Raw genomic sequence first — 18,885 nt, 5'->3', positions numbered from 1 at the left:
TCATGGGAAGGCCGGCACCGCGGGGGAGCACGGTGCCGGCCCTGGTCAGGCGGGGTTGGCGGTGGGCGCACGGTCAGGGGAAACGCCGTGCGCCCGTTCGGGGGAGGAAGCCGCCAAGGCCACCTGATTGATGTACGCATCATGCCAGCGCCGCGTTGCAGGGGGAAACAAGGCGTCTTTGTCGCGGTCATCGCCAAAATCGATATGTTGCACCCCAAGCCCAGCCCGCTATGGAAACCAGCGACAGAAGGTTCGGGAGGCGGCGTCTTGTTCAAGAAGATCCTGATTGCCAATCGCGGTGAAATTGCCTGCCGGGTGATCCGCACGGCGCGCGCGATGGGCATCAAGACCGTGGCGGTCTATTCCGATGCCGATGCGCAGGCGCTGCATGTGCGCGAGGCTGACGAGGCGGTGCATCTGGGCCCGCCGCCGGCGGCCGAATCCTATCTGCTGGCCGACAAGATCATTGCCGCCTGCAAGGCCACCGGGGCAGAGGCCGTGCACCCCGGCTATGGCTTCCTGTCGGAACGGGCCGGCTTTGTTGAGGCGTTGAGCGCGGCCGGCATCGCCTTCATCGGCCCGCCGGCCGGCGCCATCGCCGCCATGGGCGACAAGATCGAATCGAAGCGCCGCGCCAAGGCAGCCGGCGTGTCGGTCGTGCCCGGATTCGTCGGCGAAATCAGCGGCACCGATCACGCGGTCGAGATCGCCAACGGCATCGGGTACCCGGTGATGATGAAGGCTTCGGCCGGCGGCGGCGGCAAAGGCATGCGCCTCGCCTGGAGCGAAGCCGATGTGCGCGAAGGCTTTGACAGCGTGCGCCGCGAGGCCCTGTCGAGCTTTGGCGATGACCGGGTGTTCATCGAGAAATTTGTCGAACAGCCGCGCCATATCGAAATCCAGGTGATCGGCGATCAACAGGGCAACATCGTCTATCTTGGTGAGCGCGATTGTTCGATCCAGCGCCGCCACCAGAAGGTGGTGGAGGAAGCCCCCTCCCCCTTCGTCACGCCCGAGATGCGCCAGGCGATGGGCGAACAGGCGGTCGCGCTGGCCCGCAATGTCGGCTATTTCAGCGCCGGCACGGTGGAGTTCATCGCCGGGGCCGATCGCAGTTTTTATTTCCTCGAAATGAACACCCGCCTGCAGGTGGAGCATCCGGTGACCGAGTGCATCACCGGGCTGGACCTTGTCGAGCTGATGATCCGTGTTGCCGCCGGCCAGCCGCTGCCCTTCACCCAGGCCGATGTGCAGCTGAACGGCCACGCCATCGAAACCCGCGTCTATGCCGAAGACCCGTATCGCGGTTTCCTGCCCTCCATCGGCCGGCTGAGCCGCTGCCAGCCGCCGGAGGCCGGCCGCGACGAGCAGGGCAATCTGGTGCGCATCGATACCGGCGTGGTGGAAGGCGCCGAGATCAGCATGTTCTATGACCCGATGATCGCCAAGCTGATCACCTGGGGCCCGACCCGGGCGGACGCCATCGCCGCGCAAGGACAGGCGCTCGATCGCTATCTGATCAAGGGCATCAACCACAATATCGATTTCCTGTCGGCGATCATGCAGCATGACCGGTTCAAGGCCGGTGCCAATGTGACGACCGGCTTTATCGCCGAGGAATATCCGGACGGGTTCCACGGCGCCCCGGTGCAGCCCGCCACCCGCGACGCGCTGATTGCGGCCGCCGCCATCATCCACGCCGAAACCGTGGCCCGCGAAAGCCTGATCGATGGCCAGCTTTCGGGTGACGGCGCCAGTTATGGCATCAACTGGGTGGTGGAGCTGGACGGCGAACAGGTGCCCGTGGAGGTGACCGGCGAGGCCGGCAGTCACGAGGTGCTGGTGGATGGCCGCGACCTGGTGGTGCAATCGGGCTGGCGGGTTGGCGATGCCGTGTTCGCCGGCACGGTGAACGGCGAGGCCGTGGCGATCAATGTGGAGCGGAAGGGCAGCTTCCTGCAGCTGACCACCCGCGGTGCAGCGCACAAGTGCCGCACGCTCACCCCGCGCGCCGCCGAACTCGCCCGCTTCATGATCCCCAAGATCCCGCCGGACATGAGCAAATATCTGCTCTGCCCGATGCCGGGTCTGGTGGTCTCCATCGCGGTCGCCGAAGGTGACAAGGTCGAAGCCGGCCAGCCGCTGGCCACGGTGGAAGCCATGAAGATGGAGAATATCCTGCGCGCGGAAAAGGCCGGGGTGGTGGCCAAGCTGCTGGCCAAGCCAGGTGACAGCCTGGCCGTCGACGCGGTGATCATGGAGTTTGAAGGGTAAGACGGCCGGCGGGCTGGGGTCACTTCGGCGCGGCCGGCGTCGGCTCGTCCTTGGGCGGTCCCTGGTCCAGCAGGTCCACGAACCGCTTGCCGTCATTTGCCATGGCCGCATCGCGCAGCAGGATCGCCCAGCTGGCGATCCGGCCACCGTGCGGGGCATAGGCGAGCGGCTCCAGCACCTTGGCGGCATCGGCGAAGCGGTTGCGCCGCACCAGCACGGTCGCAAAATCGATCGTCACCCCATCCACCTGTGGCGCCAGCCCTGCCATCAACTGCACCACATCGAACACGCTGTTCACCAGATCGGCATGCACGATGTCATAGGTGTGGATATAGACATGCATGGCCCGCCAATCGTCGGGCGCGGCCTTGACGGCGCGCACCAGCAGACGCCGCGCTTCACCACGGTTGGTGGCAGAATCGATGCGCAGCAGGGCTTGCGCCTTGAGGCGGAGCAGGTCCGCATCCGCTGGCGTGGCCGCCAGCAGACCATCGAGCAGGGTGACGGCGGTGGCCGCGTCACCAAGAAAAAGTTCGGCCATCGCCAGCGTGCGGGTGGCCAGCGCATCGCCGGGGTGCCGCGCCGCGGCAGCCTGCACCCGCGCCAGTGCCGCCTTGCGATCCGCCAGTGCGCCGCCGCGGGTATCGAGCATGGCCATCATCAGCAACAGATCATCGGCGGAGGCCGGCAGATCGCGCACGGTGACGGCCACCGGTTCCGGCGCCTTGCGGTCAAGCCGGCTGAAGGTGAAGCTGCGCCCGCTGGTGTAGGCGCGCAATGTGCGATTGAGGTTGGAAAGATCGGGTTCCACATGCACCTTGAACGCAGCCAGCGGGTTCTCGCCAGCCGTCACGGCCTTCAGATAGGCATTGAGCTTGCCGCGCGCCTGCGGCGCCCGGAACAGATAATGGGTGAGCAGCCAGCTCTGGGCATAGAACAGGGAAGTTTCGTCGGAGCTCATCCGGCGGTTGTTGCGATCGATCACGCGATCCCAGTTCAGCCAGGGCATCGAAAGGGCATAGACCCGCCCGCGTTCAACCAGTCCGAAGTCGACGCGGGTCGGGTAGAAGATGGCGGTCATGAAATATTCGGCGAACCCTTCCACATACCAGGCCGGGTAGCTTTGGCCGGTGCCGGCAAACATGTGGTGATGGGCATATTCGTGCAGCAGCGTGGACTGGCCGAAATCGCCTTTCATGGCATAGGCAACGATGCCGCCATCGGACGCGCTGTAAAAGCCAGCGACATCACCGCCGATCTTGCCGAAGGGCACCGCGTCGCTGATCCGGTCGACGAGATAGACTGTCAATTTCGGCGCGGCATCATCCACCTTGGCGGTCGTAAACATGCCCAAGAGGTTGCGATAATCTTCGAGCAGTTCAACCCGCTTGCGCAGCTGTTCGACCGACATCTCGCCAAAAACACGGAAGTGCGCCGATTCGGCCACCCGCCACGTCGCCAACACTGGCGTTGACAGCATGCATGTCAATATAAAGGCAAGGAGTCGCTGCAGCATGACTTGATCATCAGCGATATCATCTTGGCGTCAAGCCGAAAGCGGCCGGTTATTGCCGTTTGGTCAGGCCTGCGCGATAGCGTCGACTGCCGGGCAGGCTGGTGCCATCGGCCAGCGTCACCCGGAAATCGCCGCTGCCTTCGCTGGCAATGCTGCGCACGGCAGCCGCGCGCACAAGATGGGCACGGTGGATGCGGACGAAGCCGTGCGGGGCCAGTTCATCGGTCAGCGCCGCCATCGTCACCCGGTGCAGCAAAGGGCCATGGACGGTGGCGAGTTCGACATAATTGCCGGCCGTGCTGGCGTGGCTGATTTCGTCGGGTGCGAGGAACAGGGTGCGGCTGCCGTCTTTCACGGCCAGGCGAAAGGGCGGGGCGTCATCGCGCGCCGCCGGCGGCACGGTGGGCGCGAACAGCCGGTCAAACAGCCAGCCCAGCGCCAGCAGCGCCACCAGTGTGAGCGCATCCTTGCGCGCTTCGAACAGCAATTGTTCGGCCGTCCAGTCAAAGCGGTAGCCACGGCCGTGGGCGGCGAACAACAGGCGGCGGCTGGCATCGAGCCAGGCGGCGTGCAGCAGCACCAGCGGCGGCAGCAAGGCCAGGTGCGCAGCGGCAGTGGCGGGCCAGGCCAGATGTGGCGGCCGCAGCCGGCGCGACAGCCGCCACAACGGCCACAGCAGCGCCATGAAGAAGGCGGCGCTGGTCAGTTCCAGCGTGTAGGGCTGCCAGGTGGCCAGTTCGGGCGTGCTGTCGGCAATGGATTCGGCATCGACCACGCCCTTCAGCAGCAAGAGCAGCGCAACCAGCGGCATCGCCCAGCGCGACGCGCTGCCGCCTGTCCCCGATCCGGTGCCGCTTGTACCCACCTGTCTGCCGCCCGTCCCCAATCATTTGCCGGCCATCACTTCGCACCTGAACGCCGCGCCGCGCAAGGCCATGGCAATGGGCATGAGCATGACCCCGACCCGCCGTTTCGACCTTGACTGGCTGCGCATTGCCGCGTTCGGCCTGTTGATCCTCTATCATTGCGGCATGGCCTTTGTGACGTGGGGCTGGCACATCAAGCTGGCCCGGCTGGATTGGCTGGAGCCGGTGATGCTGTTCACCAATGCCTGGCGGCTGATCCTGTTGTTTCTGATCTCCGGCGTTGCCTCTGCCGCCATGCTGGCCAAGGGGCGCGACGGCTTTGCCGCCAGCCGATCATGGCGGCTATTGTTGCCGCTGCTGGCCGGCGTGCTGCTGATCGTGCCGCCGCAGAGCTGGGTGGAGGTGCAGGCCAATGGCCGCTGGCACGGCGGCTTCCTGCGTTTCTGGCGGGAGGAATATTTCGGCTTTTCAACCCATCTTGGGCTGATCCTGCCAACGTGGAACCATCTGTGGTTCGTTGTCTATCTCTGGGCCTATTCCATGGTGCTGGCATTGCTGCGGGCCAGCGGGCTGGTGGCGCTGCAGCGCGCGGCGGCCCGGCTGCTGGCCGGCGGGCGCATCCTGTGGCTGCCGATGCTGGCCATTGCCGGCGTGCGGCTGGGCCTGGCCGATCGCTTTCCCGAAACCCATGATCTGGTGACCGATTGGGCCGCCCACCCGATCTATGGCGGAGCGTTCCTGCTGGGGGTGGCAATGGGCCCCAATGGCCCGTTGTGGGCCGGGGTGGCGCGCTGGTGGCGGGCCGGGCTGGTGCTGGGTTTTGCCGGCTGGTTGGGGGTGGCCGGCATCAATGCACTGCCCGGTGATCCGGCCGGCCCATGGTTGGTGGCCAGCCGGCTGGCGCGCGCCGTGCAAGCCTGGGGCATGATCATCGGCCTGCTCGGCGCTGCCCGGATCTGGCTGAACCGCGACCACAGCTGGCGGCAACCGCTGGCCGAGGCGGTGTTCCCCGCCTATCTGATCCACCAGACGATCATCGTGCTCAGCGCCTGGTGGCTGCTGCCGCTGGCGGTGCCGACCGTGGTGAAGGCCAGCCTGCTGATCAGCACAACCATCATTGGCACCGCGGCCTTTTGCTGGGCAACGGCGCGGGTGGGCTGGCTGCGGCCCTGGGCCGGCTATGGCGCGATCAGGCCAGCAGCGGTGGCAGGGCGCCTTCGTGCCTGAGCAGCCAGGCCTTGCGCTCCACCCCGGCGGCATAGCCGGTGAGGGCGCCATTGCTGCCGATCACGCGGTGGCAGGGCACAATGATGGCGATGGGGTTGGCACCATTGGCAAGGCCCACGGCGCGGGTGGCCGATGGCTTGCCCATGCCGGCGGCCTGCTGGCCATAGCTGCGGGTTTCGCCGGCCGGGATGGCGCGCAGGGCGGCCCAGGCGGCCTGCTGGAACGGGGTGCCGATGCGGGCAACGGGCAGCGCATCGATGGCGGTGAGATGGCCAGCGAAATAGGCGGCCAGCGCGCTGGCCAGCGCCGGGGGCGCTTCGCCGTCGGCCACAGCGTCATCGCCATGGTGGCGAGTGAAGAGACGGTGCAGCCGGGATTCGTCGTCGGCGAATTCCAGTGCGTGGATTGTGCCATCAGCAGCGGTGACGGCGACCAGATCGCCCAGGGGGCTGGCAAGGCGGGAACGGGTGAACATGGGCGGGTTCCATGGCTGTGGTGCTGGGGCGGTTTTACACCAGCGCCCCAGCGTGTCTGGCGGAAATCAGACCGCCCGTTCCCGCCCCTGCCTCAACTGCGGCAGGACAGGCCGCCCAGATTGTTGACCCCGCATTCGGCGCGCTGCTCACCAACCGCGAAGCGAACGATCAGCGCGCCGGCGTCGGACAGCTTCACCGCATCGGCCACGGATTTCACCGGCTGTCCGCCCAGGGTTTCGATCAGCGCGCCGGGGCGCAGGAAGCGGGCGGCCGGCGCATTGGCATCGATGGCCACCACAACCACGCCCTGTTCGGGCAGGCCGGCGCCCAATTCCTGGGCATAGGCGGGCGACAGATTGCCCAGGGTGACGCCGGTGAGGATGGAGCGGCCCGCAAGCTTGGTAAGGCTGCGCGGCGGGTTTTCCGGCGGCGCGGCGAGCGTGACGTTGACGGTGCGCTCCGCCCGGTCGCGCCAGATGCGGACGGCGAGCGCCTTGCCCACCCCCTCGGTGGCGAGGCTGTAGCGCAGTTGGCCGCCGTTGGCGACTTCCTTCCCGTCCACGCTCTTCACCACGTCCCCAGCCTGGATGCCGGCCCTGGCACCGGGGCTGCCGGGCACGACGGCCGTGACCAGCAGGCCACCGGGCCGGTCAAGGCCAAGCTGTTTCGCGGTATCGGTGGTCAATGGTTCGCCTTCGACGCCGATCCAGCCGGAGACCAGCTTGCCCTTGTCGGCCGCGTTGAGGAACACCCGCACCATCTTGGACGGGATGGCAAAGCCGATACCGTTGGAGCCGCCGTCGCGGCTGTAAATGGCGGTGGGCACGCCGATCAGCCGGCCTTGCGCATCGAGCAGCGCGCCGCCCGAATTGCCGGGATTGATGGCGGCATCGGTCTGGATGAAAAATTGCCAGTCCGATACGCCGATGCCGGTGCGGGCCAGCGCCGACACGATGCCGGTCGTGACCGTCTGGCCGACGCCGAACGGATTGCCGATGGCGACGGTGACATCGCCCACCTCCACCCGATCGGAATCGGCCATGCGGATGACGGGCAGCGCCGCGCCTTCGGTTTCGACCTTCAACAGGGCAAGATCGAGCCGGGGATCGGCAAACAGCACCTTGGCCTTGAACTCGCGCCGGTCAGCCAGGGCGACGAGGATCTGATCGGCCCCTTCGACCACATGGTTGTTGGTGATGATCAGGCCATCGGCACCAACGATCACGCCCGATCCGAGCGATTGCGACACTCGGGGCTGCACCGGCGCGCCGCCAAAGAATTGCTGCATGAAGGCTTCGTTGAGCGAGCGCGGCCGGCGATCGACCGTGGCGGTGTAGATGTTGACGACGGCAGGCGCGGCGGCCTTGACGACCGGCGCGAAGCTGAGGGCAACCTGGCCGGCGGCAGGTACGGCGCGCGGCACCTCGCTGGTGTCCATCGGCGGGATTTGCGCAGAAACCTTGCTGTCGCTGACATGGGCGACGCCAACGGCCAGCGCGGCGCCGGCAGCAATCCCCAGCGCGACGCCAGCGGCCAATTTGGTGCGGGTGATCATGGCGATGACGATCCTGTTCATTGTCACGTGATTGCGGGGGCAAGTTTAAGCAGCCATGAATATGGGGAAGAATTTGGTGATGCGAAGGGGTCGACCATGAAACTCTGGCACTGCCGGGATGCGCGCAGCTTTCGGGCGTTGTGGGCGCTGGAGGAACTGGGTCTGCCCTATGAACTGGTGCTGCTGCCCTTCCCGCCACGCTGGGCGGAGCCGTCGTTCCTTGAGCTGAACCCGCTGGGCACCATCCCCTTCTTTACTGATGGGGAGGTGCGGATGACGGAAAGCGCCGCGATCTGCCAATATCTGGCCGAAAAGGCCGGTGCGATGCGGGTGCTGCCCGGTGATCCACGTTATGGCGACTATCTCAACTTCCTGCACCAATCCGATGCGACGCTGACCTTTCCGCAGACACTGGTGCTGCGTTACTCCGTTTTGGAAAAGTCCGAGAACCGGCTGCCCAAGGTGGCGAGCGATTACAAACGCTGGTTCCTGGCGCGGACGATCTGGGTGGAACAGGCGTTGGCCGATGGCCGGCCATGGCTGTGCGGGGCTGATTTCACCATGGCCGATATTGCTGTCGCCTATGCGTTCCTGCTCGCCGGCACGCTGGGCCATCTGGAGGAGGTCGGGCCGAATGCGCGGGCCTTCTGGGCGCGGGCGAGCGCGCGGGAGGGGTTTGCCCGGGCGAAGGAAGCGCAGCGCGGTTGAGCCGGTCAGGCCGGCTGCACCGCAATCACCTCGTCCAGCCGCAGCGGGCGGTAGAGATGGGGGAACAGCTGGCCGCCGCGGGCCGGTTCCCATTTCAGCGCCTCGCCCAGCGTGTCGGCATCGATGGTGAGCGCCATCACGCCCGGTTCACCGGCAAACCATTTGGCCAGCGTCGCTGCCGCCTGTTCGGGCGTGGAGAAGTGGATATAACCATCGCGCAGGTCGTCCGGTGAGCCGGCGAATTGCCCGTCGGCCTGGAACTGGACCCATTCGCCAGCGCGCAGCAGCTTGATGATCGGCGTCATGGTGCGGGCCTGACCGGAACCTTCAAGGTGCACAGGTCAGCCGCACCAGCAGGGCGGACGAAGAAGCCGGTGCGGTTGGCACGGGCCTGCACCACCTGGGCGAAACTGGGGCTGGCGGTGTCCATCATCTGCCAGGCGGGAAAGCCGGGGATCTGGCTGGCGAGGCGCACGCGGGCGATCTTCACGCGTTGCGCTTCGTCCTTGTAAAAGCCCAGCGCCTCGGTGCCACGCGGCAGGGCGGCGTGCGGTTCGATCCCGGCCAGCACGCGACCAACATTGGCGATGTTGCGATCAAGATGGCGCGGGCCATGGCCGATCACGGTGTACAGCTCCGCACCGTCCCCGGTGTCGGGCGGCATGTCGCGGCCAACGCCAACGGTGCCATAGCAATGGGCCAGCCAGGCCGTGCCGGCCTTGCGGTCACGCGCCGCCTGCCAGCCGGAAATCCAGCCGGCTTCGGCATATGTGTCCTTGAACGGGGATGGCGTGAAGGCCAGGCCACTGGCGCTGCGTTCATATTCGGCTGGCAGCGGCGCCACGCGCACGCGCTGTTCGCGCACATCGGGTGGCTGACTCACCGGTTCCTTGCCGTCGATCGGCTTGGCGGCCCATTGCACGACATAATTGTCCTGCACCCGCACGATGCGGCCATCATCGAACCGGCCGGCCTTCACCAGCGCCTTGATCGCTGCGACATGCGCCGGGGCGAACAGCGGCGCCAGCTGGATGACCATCTGGCCGGCCGCCGTGTCCATCACCATGATGTCATCTGGGTCGATCGCCTGCCAGGCACTGGGCGGGGCGGCGGCGATGATCTGATCGGCGCTGGTGTTGGCCAGCGACGGCGGCGGCGAAGCTGGTGGGGCCTGGGCCAGCAGCAGCGGCGCGGCCAAGAGCAGGGGCAGCAGGCGCTTCATCAGGCTTCGTCCGGCACGAAATCGAGGGCGAGGCCGTTGATGCAATGGCGCAGGCCGGTGGGCGGCGGCCCATCAGGGAAGACATGGCCGAGATGGCCGTTGCAGGCGGCGCAATGCACTTCGGTGCGGACCATGCCGTGGCTGGTATCGGTGGTGGTGCCGACCGCGCCCTCCACCGCTTCCCAGAAGCTGGGCCAGCCGGAGCCGGAGTTGTATTTGGCATGGCTCTTGTACAGCAGCGCGCCGCAGCCGGCGCAGTGATAATCGCCGGCGCGCTTTTCATCGTTCAGCGGCGAGGTGAACGGCCGTTCGGTGGCGTGATCATAGAGCACGGCACGGGCTTGGGGCGAAAGGCAACTCATTCAGGGCCTCCATCGGATGAGGGCATCGATTGCGCCCTGCAGGATATAGCTGGCCGCCAGCCTGTCTACCCGTTCCGCCCGGCGGGCGCGGGACAGATCTTCGGCAATCATGGCGCGTTCGACGGCGGCAGTGGACCAGCGTTCATCCCACAGCAGCAGCGGCAAGGCGAGCGGGGCCAAATTGCGGGCAAAGGCACGGACGGACTGGGTGCGCGAACTGTCAGTCCCGTCCATGTTGAGCGGCAGGCCGATCACCAGGCCGGTCAGCCGTTCCTGCGCAACCCAGGCTTTCAGGGCAGCGAAATCGGCGGTGAACTTGGTGCGGGCAATGGTGTGGGCCGGGCTGGCGAACGACCAGCCGGCATCGCAGGTGGCCAGCCCGATCGTCTTGGTGCCAACGTCGAGCCCGCCGAGCCGGCCGCCGTTTGGCAGCGCGGCGGCGAAATCGGGCGCGACGGCCGCGATCAGTGCGCCGCTGTCCACGCCGCCGCCCGCGCCACTGCATCCTGGCGCACAGAAGCCCAGAACAGCGGATAATCAAACACATGGAAATTGTTGCCCGGCATGACGAAGGCCGGGTAGCCGGACGGCGCTTCGCCGATCAGCAGCAGGCCCAGGGGCGTGCAGCGCGCCGACACGCCGGGTGTCACCAACTGCGCGGCCTTCAGATTGGCCGACGGCACCAGGCTGCCGGGGTTGGCGCTGCCGGGCGCCGCATCGCCACGCCCACCGGTGAGCGGGTTGCTGCACAGCATGGCGGTGCCACGCCGCGGCGCGCCAGACAGCCCGTTGCCCGCCTCATAGACGCGGAGCAGCGATTTGGGTTCGGCCGGCTCAGCGAAGCTCTGCCAGCTCAACAGGCAGTTGGCCTGGTTCCGCTCGGCACAGGCCGGCAGACCGAGCGCCGGCAGATCGGCGGTGATGGAAATCGGCCAGCCAACGAGATAGGCCGCCACCACGCGCCTGGCCAATGGCTTGCCCGCCACCTCCTCCACCAGCAGGCGCATCAGGTGCAAGCTGCCCTGGCTGTGGCCGGCAAGGATGATCGGCGCATCGGGCGCCTGCGCGGCCAGAAAGGCGGCAAAGGCGGCCTTCACATCGGCATAGGCCAGATCATGGGCGGCGCGGGCGCTGGCGCGGTCATCCGGTTCACTGGCGAGGAAGCTGCCCAGCACGGCCTGGCGATAATGCGGTGCCCACAGGGGCCCGGCATCGGCCAGGGCCGTTGCCTCGGTGCGCAGGAAGCCGGCGAGCCGATCGGCGACCGCCGGCTCGCTGGAGCGTTCGTTCCACTGGCTGGTGCTGAAGGCGGCGGTGGGCGGGATGAAGAACACCGCCACCTTGCCCGGGGCCGGCGCCATGCCGGCGGGGCGCCAGGCGGTGGGATCATTGGCCATGCCCGGCCGCGCTGCCCAACTGGCCGCCGAGCGATAATCATAGGGCGCACCGGCAACACCAGCGGCAAACGCACCAGAAGGCACCAGGGCGCTGGCCAGCAAGCGGTCGCCAGCCAGCCGCCACACCACCCCGGCGATGATCACCAGCACGATGGCAATGGCGACCAGCCACAGGAACAGCCGCGGCAGCCGGGCGGAACGTTCCACCTGTGGCCGTTTGGAGGGCGGCGGCGGCGCGGGCTCGGGCTGGGGAGCTATGGTCACGAAATGGTCCGGAATATTGGCAGATGCCGTTTGTTAGCAGCAGTTTCGTCGCCGGTGCGAAGAATTTCGCCGCAACGCAACGAAGGGCTTGTCATTATCTGTTTCAGCGTCATAAAGTCACAGGCATGTTGAACATCCTGTGCATCGAAGACGACGCCGCCATGGCCGATCACGTGGCACGGGGCCTGCGTGAAGCGGGCTATCATGTCGATATTGCCAACAACGGCCGGACCGGCCTCGATATGGCGCAGGCCGGCAGTTATGCCGCCATCGTGCTTGATCGCATGCTGCCCGAACTGGATGGGCTGTCGCTGCTCGCCCGGCTGCGCGACACTGGCAACAACACACCGGTGGTGATGCTGTCGGCACTGGCCAGCCTGGATGAACGGGTGCGCGGCCTGCGTGCGGGTTCCGATGATTATGTCACCAAGCCATTTGAAATGGCCGAACTTCTGGCCCGGCTGGAGGTGGTACAGCGCCGGGGCCAGTCGGCCAGCGAAGTCACCCGTCTGACCGAAGGCGAGCTGGAACTGGACCTGCTCAGCCGCCGCGTCACCTATGCTGGCCGCCGCATCGATCTGCAGCCGCGCGAGTTCCGCCTACTGGAATATCTCGTCCGCCACAAGGGCCAGGTCGTCACCCGTTCCATGCTGCTGGAAGGTGTGTGGGATTATCATTTCGATCCGGGCACCAACGTGATCGATGTGCATGTCAGCCGGCTGCGCAAGAAGCTGGATGAAGGCGGCGCCGGCAACATCGTGCAGACGGTGCGCGGCACCGGCTATCGCGTTGGCGGCGAAGCCGTTTCGGCCTGAGGCGCGACCACCATGCCCCGGCCGGGGCTTTCTCCCTGGAAACCCAGTGGCTTTTCCCTGCTGATCGCCAGCTGGTGGCGCGGCACCACCACGGCGCGCATTGGCATGTTGCTGTTTCTGGTGCTGCTGGCCGCCACCTGGGCGCCGCTGATCCTGCTGGAACGCGCCACCCAGAGCCAGCTCGACAGCGAAGCCAGCGCCCGCATCACCGCCATCGCCACCACTGCCGAACAGGCCTGGAAGAAGGACGGCATCGAAGCCGCTGTCACCCTGCTCGATGGCGAGTTGGGCGTACCGGGCCCGTTGATCATCCATCTCGCAGCGCCCGATGGCAGCCTCCTGCTGGGCAATCTGGCGCGTTGGCCGGCCGGGGTGCCTGCCGACCGCCGCCAATATCGGGTGCCGGCGATGCACGCCGATCATGGCGACATCGAACCCTATCTCGTCACGGCGCGGCCGATGCCCGATGGCTATCGCCTGCTGGTCGGCCGCAGCCTGGAAGCGGAGGTGCAGCTGCAGCGCACGCTGGTCACCACGCTGGCGCTGGTGCTGCCGTTTGCCGTGCTGATCGCGCTGTTCACCAGCCGGATGATCACCCGCATCATCGCCAGCCGGGCCAGCGGCCTGGCTGATGTGGTACGGGAGGTGACGGCCGGCAAACTGCACGCCCGGGTGGACGTGCCGCCCGGCCCGCCGGCCGATGCCTTTGATTCCATGGGCCAGGCCTTCAACGTGATGCTTGCCCGGATCGAGGCGCTCATCGATGAACTGCGCACCGTCACCGATGGCTTGGCGCATGATCTGCGGTCCCCCCTCACCCGGCTGAAGGCGCGGATCGAGCATATGGCGGTGGGCACCGCCATCAACGCCGACGATCTCGATGCGGTGGGAGCCGAGGCGCAGGCCCTGCTCGCCATGCTGGACAACAGCCTGGAAATCACCCGCGCCGAAGCCGGCATCGGGCGGGATCGGTTTGAGGCGCTGGACCTCGCCGCCATGCTGGCCGAGCTGGCGGACATGTATGAGCCGCTGGCCGAAGATGCCGGCGTGGCGCTGGCGGTGGCGGCGGAGAGCCCGGTTGTGCTGCCGGTGCACCGCCAGTTGCTGGGCCGGGCGCTGTCCAACCTGATCGACAATGCCCTGCGCTATGGCGCCAGCGGCCAGCGCATCGAACTGGGCGTTGCGGCCAAGGCTGGCGGCGCCCTGATCTGGGTGGCCGATCATGGGCCAGGCATCCCGGCCAGCCGCCGGATGGAGGCGCTGCGCCGCTTTGGCCGGCTCGACACCGCACGGCGGGCACAGCGCCCCGGCCTGCAGGGCGCCGGCCTGGGCCTGTCGCTGGCCGGCGCGGTTGCGCGGCTGCATGGCGGCACGCTGGCGCTGGACGACAACAAGCCCGGCCTGAAGGTGATCCTCGATCTGCCGGCCACACCGGCGGCGGAGTGATCAGCCGGCGATGATCAGGCCGTGCCGCTTCTTGCCTGCGCTGACCTTCTGGCCCGGGCCAACCATCGCCGCATCGCCGCCCGCAGCCACGCCATCGATGCGGGCGCCGCCCTGGGCCACCAGCTTCCTCGCCTCGTTCTTCGAGGCGGCAAAGCCAAGGCCGATCAGCGCATCGATGATGGTGATGGGCGCAGGCACGGCATGGGTGGGCAGATCCTCCCCCGCGCCGCCTTCGGCAAAGGTGGTGCGCGCCGTTTCGGCGGCCGCCAGCGCGGCATCGCGGCCCCGGCACAGGGCGGTGGCTTCGGTGGCCAGCACTGCCTTCGCCGTGTTGATCTCCGCACCTGCCAACGCCTCCAGCCGGGCAATCTCGTCCAGCGGCAGGTCGGTGAACAGTCGCAGGAACTTGCCGACATCGGCATCATGGGTGTTGCGCCAGAACTGCCAGTAATCGAAATGCGGCAGCTGATCCTCGTGCAGCCACACGGCGCCCTTGGCCGTCTTGCCCATCTTGGCGCCATCGGCGCGGGTGATCAGCGGCGTCGTCAGGCCAAAGGCCTCGCGCCCTTCCACCCGGCGGATGAGATCGGTGCCGTTGACGATGTTGCCCCACTGGTCACTGCCGCCCATCTGCAACGTGCAGCCAAAGCGGCGATTGAGTTCCAGATAATCATAGGCCTGGAAAATCATGTAGTTGAATTCCAGGAACGACAGCGGCTGCTCCCGCTCCAGCCGCAGGCGCACGCTGTCAAAGGTGAGCATGCGGTTGATCGAGAAATGCCGGCCATAATCCCGCAGGAACGGCACCAGCTGAAGCTGCGACAGCCATTCATCATTGTTGATCATCACCGCATCGTTGGGGCCATCGCCAAAGCGCAGGAAGCGTTCGAAGATGCGGCGGATGCTGGCCATGTTGGCCCGGATCTGCTCGTCACCCAGCAGCTGCCGCGCTTCGTCCTTGCCCGACGGGTCGCCAATCTTGGTCGTGCCGCCGCCCATCACCACGATCGGCCGATGCCCCGCCTGCTGCAGATGGCGCAGCATCATGATCGAAACGAGATTGCCGATGTGCAGCGAGGGCGCTGTGCAGTCAAAGCCGACATAGGCCGTGATCACCCCCTTCGCCGCCGCCGCATCCAGCGCCGCCGCGTCGGTGATCTGATGGATGAAACCGCGCGCTTCAAGCCGGCGGAGAAAGTCGCTGCTGTGGGTCATGATGGGAGGCTTTTAGGCAGTGCCGCCGCGCTTGTCATGCCCCGACGGTCAGCGCGGCCAATTTTGACACCCTTGACGGAATCTGCGGAAATGGCGGTTGAAATCATGGCCAGTTTTGCCGGTTTTTCCGCATCTGCGGTGTTTGGCACGGCCACTCCACGCCGGTTCTGGCCGGTGGCATGGCGAGATGATGGGCAAGGGTTTGGCATGACGGCCACCATAGCCCACGGGTAACCCTGTAGGACAGAGCGGCGAAGGCAAGCGCGCCATCGGCAACACTGTGGATGCTGGCCTACGCCAGCATGACTCGTGAAATGAGTTAGAGGCGGGCCTGAAACGAACGGGTCAAGGGGCCTCGCCCCTTGCCGCCGGAGGCATTGCTTTTCTCTGCCGTGACGAGGCTTCCCTTGCGTCTTGCCGCGCAATCGCCCACGCAGCGCGCCATGACATTGTTTTATCTGATCCTGGCCCTCGCGCTGGCGGCCGGGCTGAATGCGGCGGGCCGGTGGTGGCGGGTGGCGGCGCAGCTGGGCGCGGCGGCGGCGTTGGCGATGATGGGCTGGTCCATCTGGTTGGCCAATGGCGATGGCACATTTGCGGCGCGGGGGGCGGATTGGCGGCCCGTGGTGCTGAACATCATGGCGGTAATCGCCGCGGCGGCGATCCTGCTGTTGCTGTTGTTGCTGCCGGCGCAGTGGCGGCGGCCGGTTGAGGCGGTGGCGGACTGGAACCGGCGGCAGCAGTGGGGCCAGATTGCGCGCCTGCTGCATTGGGTGAGTGCGGTGTTGATGCTGGCGGCGTTGCCGATGGGCCTGTTTGTGGCGGTGCTGCCGCCATCGGCGGAGCGGGCGGAATTTGCGGGCGCGCACAATGGCATCGGGCTGGCGGTGTTGCTGTTGCTGCTGCTCCGGGTGCTGGCGCAGGGGGCGTCGCCGGGGCCGGTGAGCCCGAACGGCGCGGCGCGGTTGAACAAATGGGCGCTGTATCTGCTGTTGCTGGCGTTGCCGGTGAGTGGGCTGGGGCTGGCGGGCAGCACCGGGGCGCCGGTGTTGGGGCTGCACATGGCCGAGGCCTTGACGCTGGATGTGGCGCGTGGGGCGCACCAGTTGTTGGCCGGGCTGTTTGCGCTGGCGTTTGCGGCGCATGTGGGCGCGGTGGTGTGGCATCATTTCGTGCTGCGCGACCGGCAGTTGGTGCGGCGGATGTTGCGATAGGGGGCACGGTCCCCCCCGCCCCTCCACCACGCTTCGCGTGGTCCCCCTCCCCGCCCTGCGGGCAGGGAGGATCTTATGGTCGCACTGGAACAAAGCGCGCACATGGGGCATGGTGGCGGGCATGGCCATCCAGATTCGCACCAATCTTGACGAAACGGACCTGGCGGAATTCACCCCGCACCGGCCGGCGCGGCCGGAGAAGAGCGAGGGCGGCCGGCCGTTCGTGATGAAGACGGAGTATAGCCCGTCGGGCGACCAGCCCGCCGCCATTGCCGAGCTGGTGGCGCAGGCTGAGGCCGGGGAGCGGGACCAGGTGCTGCTGGGGGTGACCGGTTCGGGCAAGACCTTCACCATGGCCAAGGTGATCGAGGCGGTGCAGCGGCCGGCATTGATCCTGGCGCCGAACAAGATTCTTGCGGCGCAATTGTACGGGGAATTCAAGAGCTTCTTCCCCGACAATGCGGTGGAATATTTCGTTTCCTATTACGACTATTACCAGCCCGAGGCCTATGTGCCGCGCAGCGACACCTATATCGAGAAGGAGTCGAGCGTGAACGAGGCCATCGACCGGATGCGCCATTCGGCCACGCGCGCGCTGCTGGAACGGGATGATGTGATCATCGTCGCGTCGGTTTCGTGCCTTTATGGCATTGGTTCGGTCGAGACCTATTCGGCGATGACATTTAGCCTGAAAAAGGGCGGCAGTGCCGACCTGAAGGAAGTGGTGCGCAAGCTGGTGGCCATGCAGTACAAGCGCGGCGATCTTTCCTTTGCGCGCGGCAATTTCCGGGTACGCGGCGACAGTCTGGAAATTTTCCCGTCGCATTATGAGGATTCGGCCTGGCGGATCAGCTTTTTCGGTGACGAGATCGAGGCGATTTCAGAGTTTGACCCGCTGACCGGCGAGACGGTGGCGAAGCTGGACCACATCAAGATTTACGCCAACAGCCATTATGTGACGCCGGGGCCGACGCTGAAGCAGGCGGCCGAGGCCATCAAGCATGAGCTGGCCGAGCGGCTGAAGGAGCTGAACGCCGAAGGCAAGTTGCTGGAGGCGCAGCGGCTGGAGCAGCGGACGAATTTCGATCTGGAGATGATTGCCGCCACCGGCAGCTGCGCCGGCATCGAGAATTACAGCCGATTTCTGACCGGGCGCCTGCCCGGCGAGCCGCCACCGACCCTGTTTGAATATCTGCCCGAGAACGCCCTGCTGTTCATCGATGAAAGCCATGTGACGGTGCCGCAGATCGGCGCGATGGCCAAGGGCGACCATCGGCGCAAGGTGACGCTGGCCGAATATGGGTTCCGCCTGCCCAGCTGCATCGACAACCGGCCGCTGCGCTTTTCCGAGTGGGAGGCGATGCGGCCGCAGACGCTGTTCGTATCGGCCACCCCCGGCCCGTGGGAGATGGACAAGACCGGCGGGGTGTTTGTGGAGCAGGTGATCCGCCCCACCGGCCTGATCGATCCGCCGGTGGATATCCGCCCGGTGGAAGACCAGGTGGAGGATCTGATCCAGGAGGCGAAGAAGACCGCGGCGGCCGGTTATCGCACGCTGGTGACAACGCTCACCAAGCGCATGGCCGAGGATCTGACCGAGTTCCTGCACGAGGCGGGCTTGCGCGTGCGCTACATGCACTCAGACGTGGAGACACTGGAGCGAATCGAGCTGATCCGCGATCTGCGGCTGGGCGTGTATGATGTGCTGGTGGGCATCAACCTGCTGCGCGAGGGGCTCGACATTCCGGAATGCGGGCTGGTGGCGATCCTGGATGCCGACAAGGAAGGCTTTCTGCGATCGGAAACCAGCCTCATCCAGACGATCGGGCGCGCGGCGCGCAACGTGGATGGGCGGGTGATCCTTTATGCCGATCATGTGACGGGCAGCATGGAACGGGCGATGGCGGAGACGAGCCGGCGCCGGGCCAAGCAGGAAGCCTATAATCTGGAGCATGGCATCACGCCGACCACCATCAAGCGCAACATTGGCGACGTGCTGGCCGATGTGAGCATGAAGGACGGGCTGGTGGTGGACACCGGCGATGACGAGACCCAGCATCTGGTGGGCCACAACCTGAAGGCCTATATCGCCGAGCTGGAAGAGCAGATGAAGAAGGCCGCGGCCGATCTGGAGTTCGAGACGGCAGCCGCCATCCGCGACCAGATCAGGCGGCTGGAGATGGACGAACTGGGCGTGCCGCAAGACCAGCGCACCGCCCCGGTGAAGGGCCGCGCCACTGGCGGCAAGGCCGGCACGCGCACCACGCGCTTTTCCAAGATGCAGCAGAAGGGGTTCAGCGGGAAGCGACGCAGCGCCGGGCGGTGAGG

General features: G+C 66.6%; 17 protein-coding genes. 7 read left to right on the top strand and 10 right to left on the bottom strand.

Annotated features, from left to right (window positions below; translation table 11 throughout):
* Positions 1 to 267: 267 nt before the first annotated feature.
* The gene (locus tag AC6BOR_RS13260) at positions 268 to 2,274 is read left to right on the top strand and encodes an acetyl-CoA carboxylase biotin carboxylase subunit (protein ID WP_498058856.1); all 2,007 of its coding nucleotides are present in this window, start codon (positions 268 to 270) and stop codon (positions 2,272 to 2,274) included.
* 19 nt (positions 2,275 to 2,293) lie between these two features.
* Here AC6BOR_RS13260 and AC6BOR_RS13255 read toward each other — a convergent pair whose 3' ends face one another.
* Together AC6BOR_RS13255 and AC6BOR_RS13250 are read right to left on the bottom strand one after the other, a co-directional pair.
* The gene (locus tag AC6BOR_RS13255) at positions 2,294 to 3,754 is read right to left on the bottom strand and encodes a hypothetical protein (protein ID WP_498058855.1); all 1,461 of its coding nucleotides are present in this window, start codon (positions 3,752 to 3,754) and stop codon (positions 2,294 to 2,296) included.
* 85 nt (positions 3,755 to 3,839) lie between these two features.
* Entirely contained in the window at positions 3,840 to 4,655 is an 816-nt protein-coding gene (locus AC6BOR_RS13250) for a LytTR family DNA-binding domain-containing protein (RefSeq protein WP_498058854.1), read from the bottom strand.
* Between the two features lie 82 nt (positions 4,656 to 4,737).
* Between AC6BOR_RS13250 and AC6BOR_RS13245 the strand changes: the two genes are divergently transcribed.
* Positions 4,738 to 5,883, top strand: coding sequence for an acyltransferase family protein (locus AC6BOR_RS13245; protein WP_498058853.1), 1,146 nt, complete (start codon positions 4,738 to 4,740; stop codon positions 5,881 to 5,883).
* On the opposite strand, the gene AC6BOR_RS13240 is transcribed toward AC6BOR_RS13245, so the two are convergent.
* Positions 5,846 to 6,358, bottom strand: a complete 513-nt coding sequence (locus tag AC6BOR_RS13240) for a methylated-DNA--[protein]-cysteine S-methyltransferase (protein WP_498058852.1) — start codon at positions 6,356 to 6,358, stop codon at positions 5,846 to 5,848. The two genes, AC6BOR_RS13245 and AC6BOR_RS13240, sit on opposite strands and share 38 nt — an antisense overlap.
* Positions 6,359 to 6,450: 92 nt before the next feature.
* Entirely contained in the window at positions 6,451 to 7,935 is a 1,485-nt protein-coding gene (locus AC6BOR_RS13235; protein WP_498058851.1) for a Do family serine endopeptidase, read from the bottom strand.
* Positions 7,936 to 8,010: 75 nt separating this feature from the next.
* On the opposite strand from AC6BOR_RS13235, the gene AC6BOR_RS13230 reads away from it, so the two are divergent.
* Entirely contained in the window at positions 8,011 to 8,622 is a 612-nt protein-coding gene (locus AC6BOR_RS13230; RefSeq protein WP_498058850.1) for a glutathione S-transferase family protein, read from the top strand.
* 5 nt (positions 8,623 to 8,627) lie between these two features.
* Here the strand turns inward: AC6BOR_RS13230 and AC6BOR_RS13225 are convergent, their stop codons facing one another.
* From AC6BOR_RS13225 to AC6BOR_RS13205, 5 genes are read right to left on the bottom strand one after another with little or no spacing between them, the layout of a single operon-like run.
* Complete coding sequence (locus tag AC6BOR_RS13225) at positions 8,628 to 8,927, bottom strand: DUF952 domain-containing protein (protein ID WP_498058849.1); 300 nt, start codon at positions 8,925 to 8,927, stop codon at positions 8,628 to 8,630.
* On the bottom strand, positions 8,924 to 9,844 hold the full coding sequence (locus tag AC6BOR_RS13220; RefSeq protein ID WP_498058848.1) for a peptidylprolyl isomerase: 921 nt from the start codon (positions 9,842 to 9,844) through the stop codon (positions 8,924 to 8,926). The genes AC6BOR_RS13225 and AC6BOR_RS13220 overlap by 4 nt, the downstream gene beginning before the upstream one ends.
* Positions 9,844 to 10,206 carry a peptide-methionine (R)-S-oxide reductase MsrB gene (gene msrB, locus AC6BOR_RS13215; RefSeq protein WP_498058847.1) on the bottom strand — a complete coding sequence of 121 codons (363 nt, stop codon included), beginning with the start codon at positions 10,204 to 10,206 and terminating at the stop codon, positions 9,844 to 9,846. Before msrB ends, AC6BOR_RS13220 begins: the two co-directional genes overlap by 1 nt.
* A complete protein-coding gene (gene ruvX / locus AC6BOR_RS13210; protein WP_498060661.1) occupies positions 10,207 to 10,674 on the bottom strand; it encodes a Holliday junction resolvase RuvX in 468 nt (155 codons plus the stop codon).
* Positions 10,671 to 11,810 (bottom strand): DUF3089 domain-containing protein, encoded by a 1,140-nt coding sequence (locus AC6BOR_RS13205; RefSeq protein WP_498058846.1) that lies wholly within the window; start codon positions 11,808 to 11,810, stop codon positions 10,671 to 10,673. Before AC6BOR_RS13205 ends, ruvX begins: the two co-directional genes overlap by 4 nt.
* Positions 11,811 to 11,992: 182 nt before the next feature.
* On the opposite strand from AC6BOR_RS13205, the gene AC6BOR_RS13200 reads away from it, so the two are divergent.
* Both AC6BOR_RS13200 and AC6BOR_RS13195 read left to right on the top strand, forming a co-directional pair.
* Positions 11,993 to 12,682 carry a response regulator transcription factor gene (locus tag AC6BOR_RS13200; protein WP_498058845.1) on the top strand — a complete coding sequence of 230 codons (690 nt, stop codon included), beginning with the start codon at positions 11,993 to 11,995 and terminating at the stop codon, positions 12,680 to 12,682.
* A 12-nt stretch (positions 12,683 to 12,694) separates the two neighbouring features.
* On the top strand, positions 12,695 to 14,128 hold the full coding sequence (locus AC6BOR_RS13195; RefSeq protein WP_498058844.1) for an ATP-binding protein: 1,434 nt from the start codon (positions 12,695 to 12,697) through the stop codon (positions 14,126 to 14,128).
* Here AC6BOR_RS13195 and tyrS read toward each other — a convergent pair whose 3' ends face one another.
* Complete coding sequence (gene tyrS / locus AC6BOR_RS13190) at positions 14,129 to 15,343, bottom strand: tyrosine--tRNA ligase (protein ID WP_498058843.1); 1,215 nt, start codon at positions 15,341 to 15,343, stop codon at positions 14,129 to 14,131.
* 443 nt (positions 15,344 to 15,786) lie between these two features.
* Here tyrS and AC6BOR_RS13185 point away from each other — a divergent pair, with 443 nt between their 5' ends.
* Together AC6BOR_RS13185 and uvrB are read left to right on the top strand one after the other, a co-directional pair.
* A complete protein-coding gene (locus AC6BOR_RS13185; RefSeq protein ID WP_498058842.1) occupies positions 15,787 to 16,557 on the top strand; it encodes a cytochrome b/b6 domain-containing protein in 771 nt (256 codons plus the stop codon).
* A 121-nt stretch (positions 16,558 to 16,678) separates the two neighbouring features.
* A complete protein-coding gene (gene uvrB, locus AC6BOR_RS13180) occupies positions 16,679 to 18,883 on the top strand; it encodes an excinuclease ABC subunit UvrB (RefSeq protein ID WP_498058841.1) in 2,205 nt (734 codons plus the stop codon).
* The last annotated feature ends 2 nt before the right edge of the window (positions 18,884 to 18,885 follow it).

It is taken from the genome of Sandarakinorhabdus sp. FBCC-B8862 (assembly GCF_059745315.1).
This window is presented reverse-complemented; position numbering and strand designations above follow the sequence as displayed.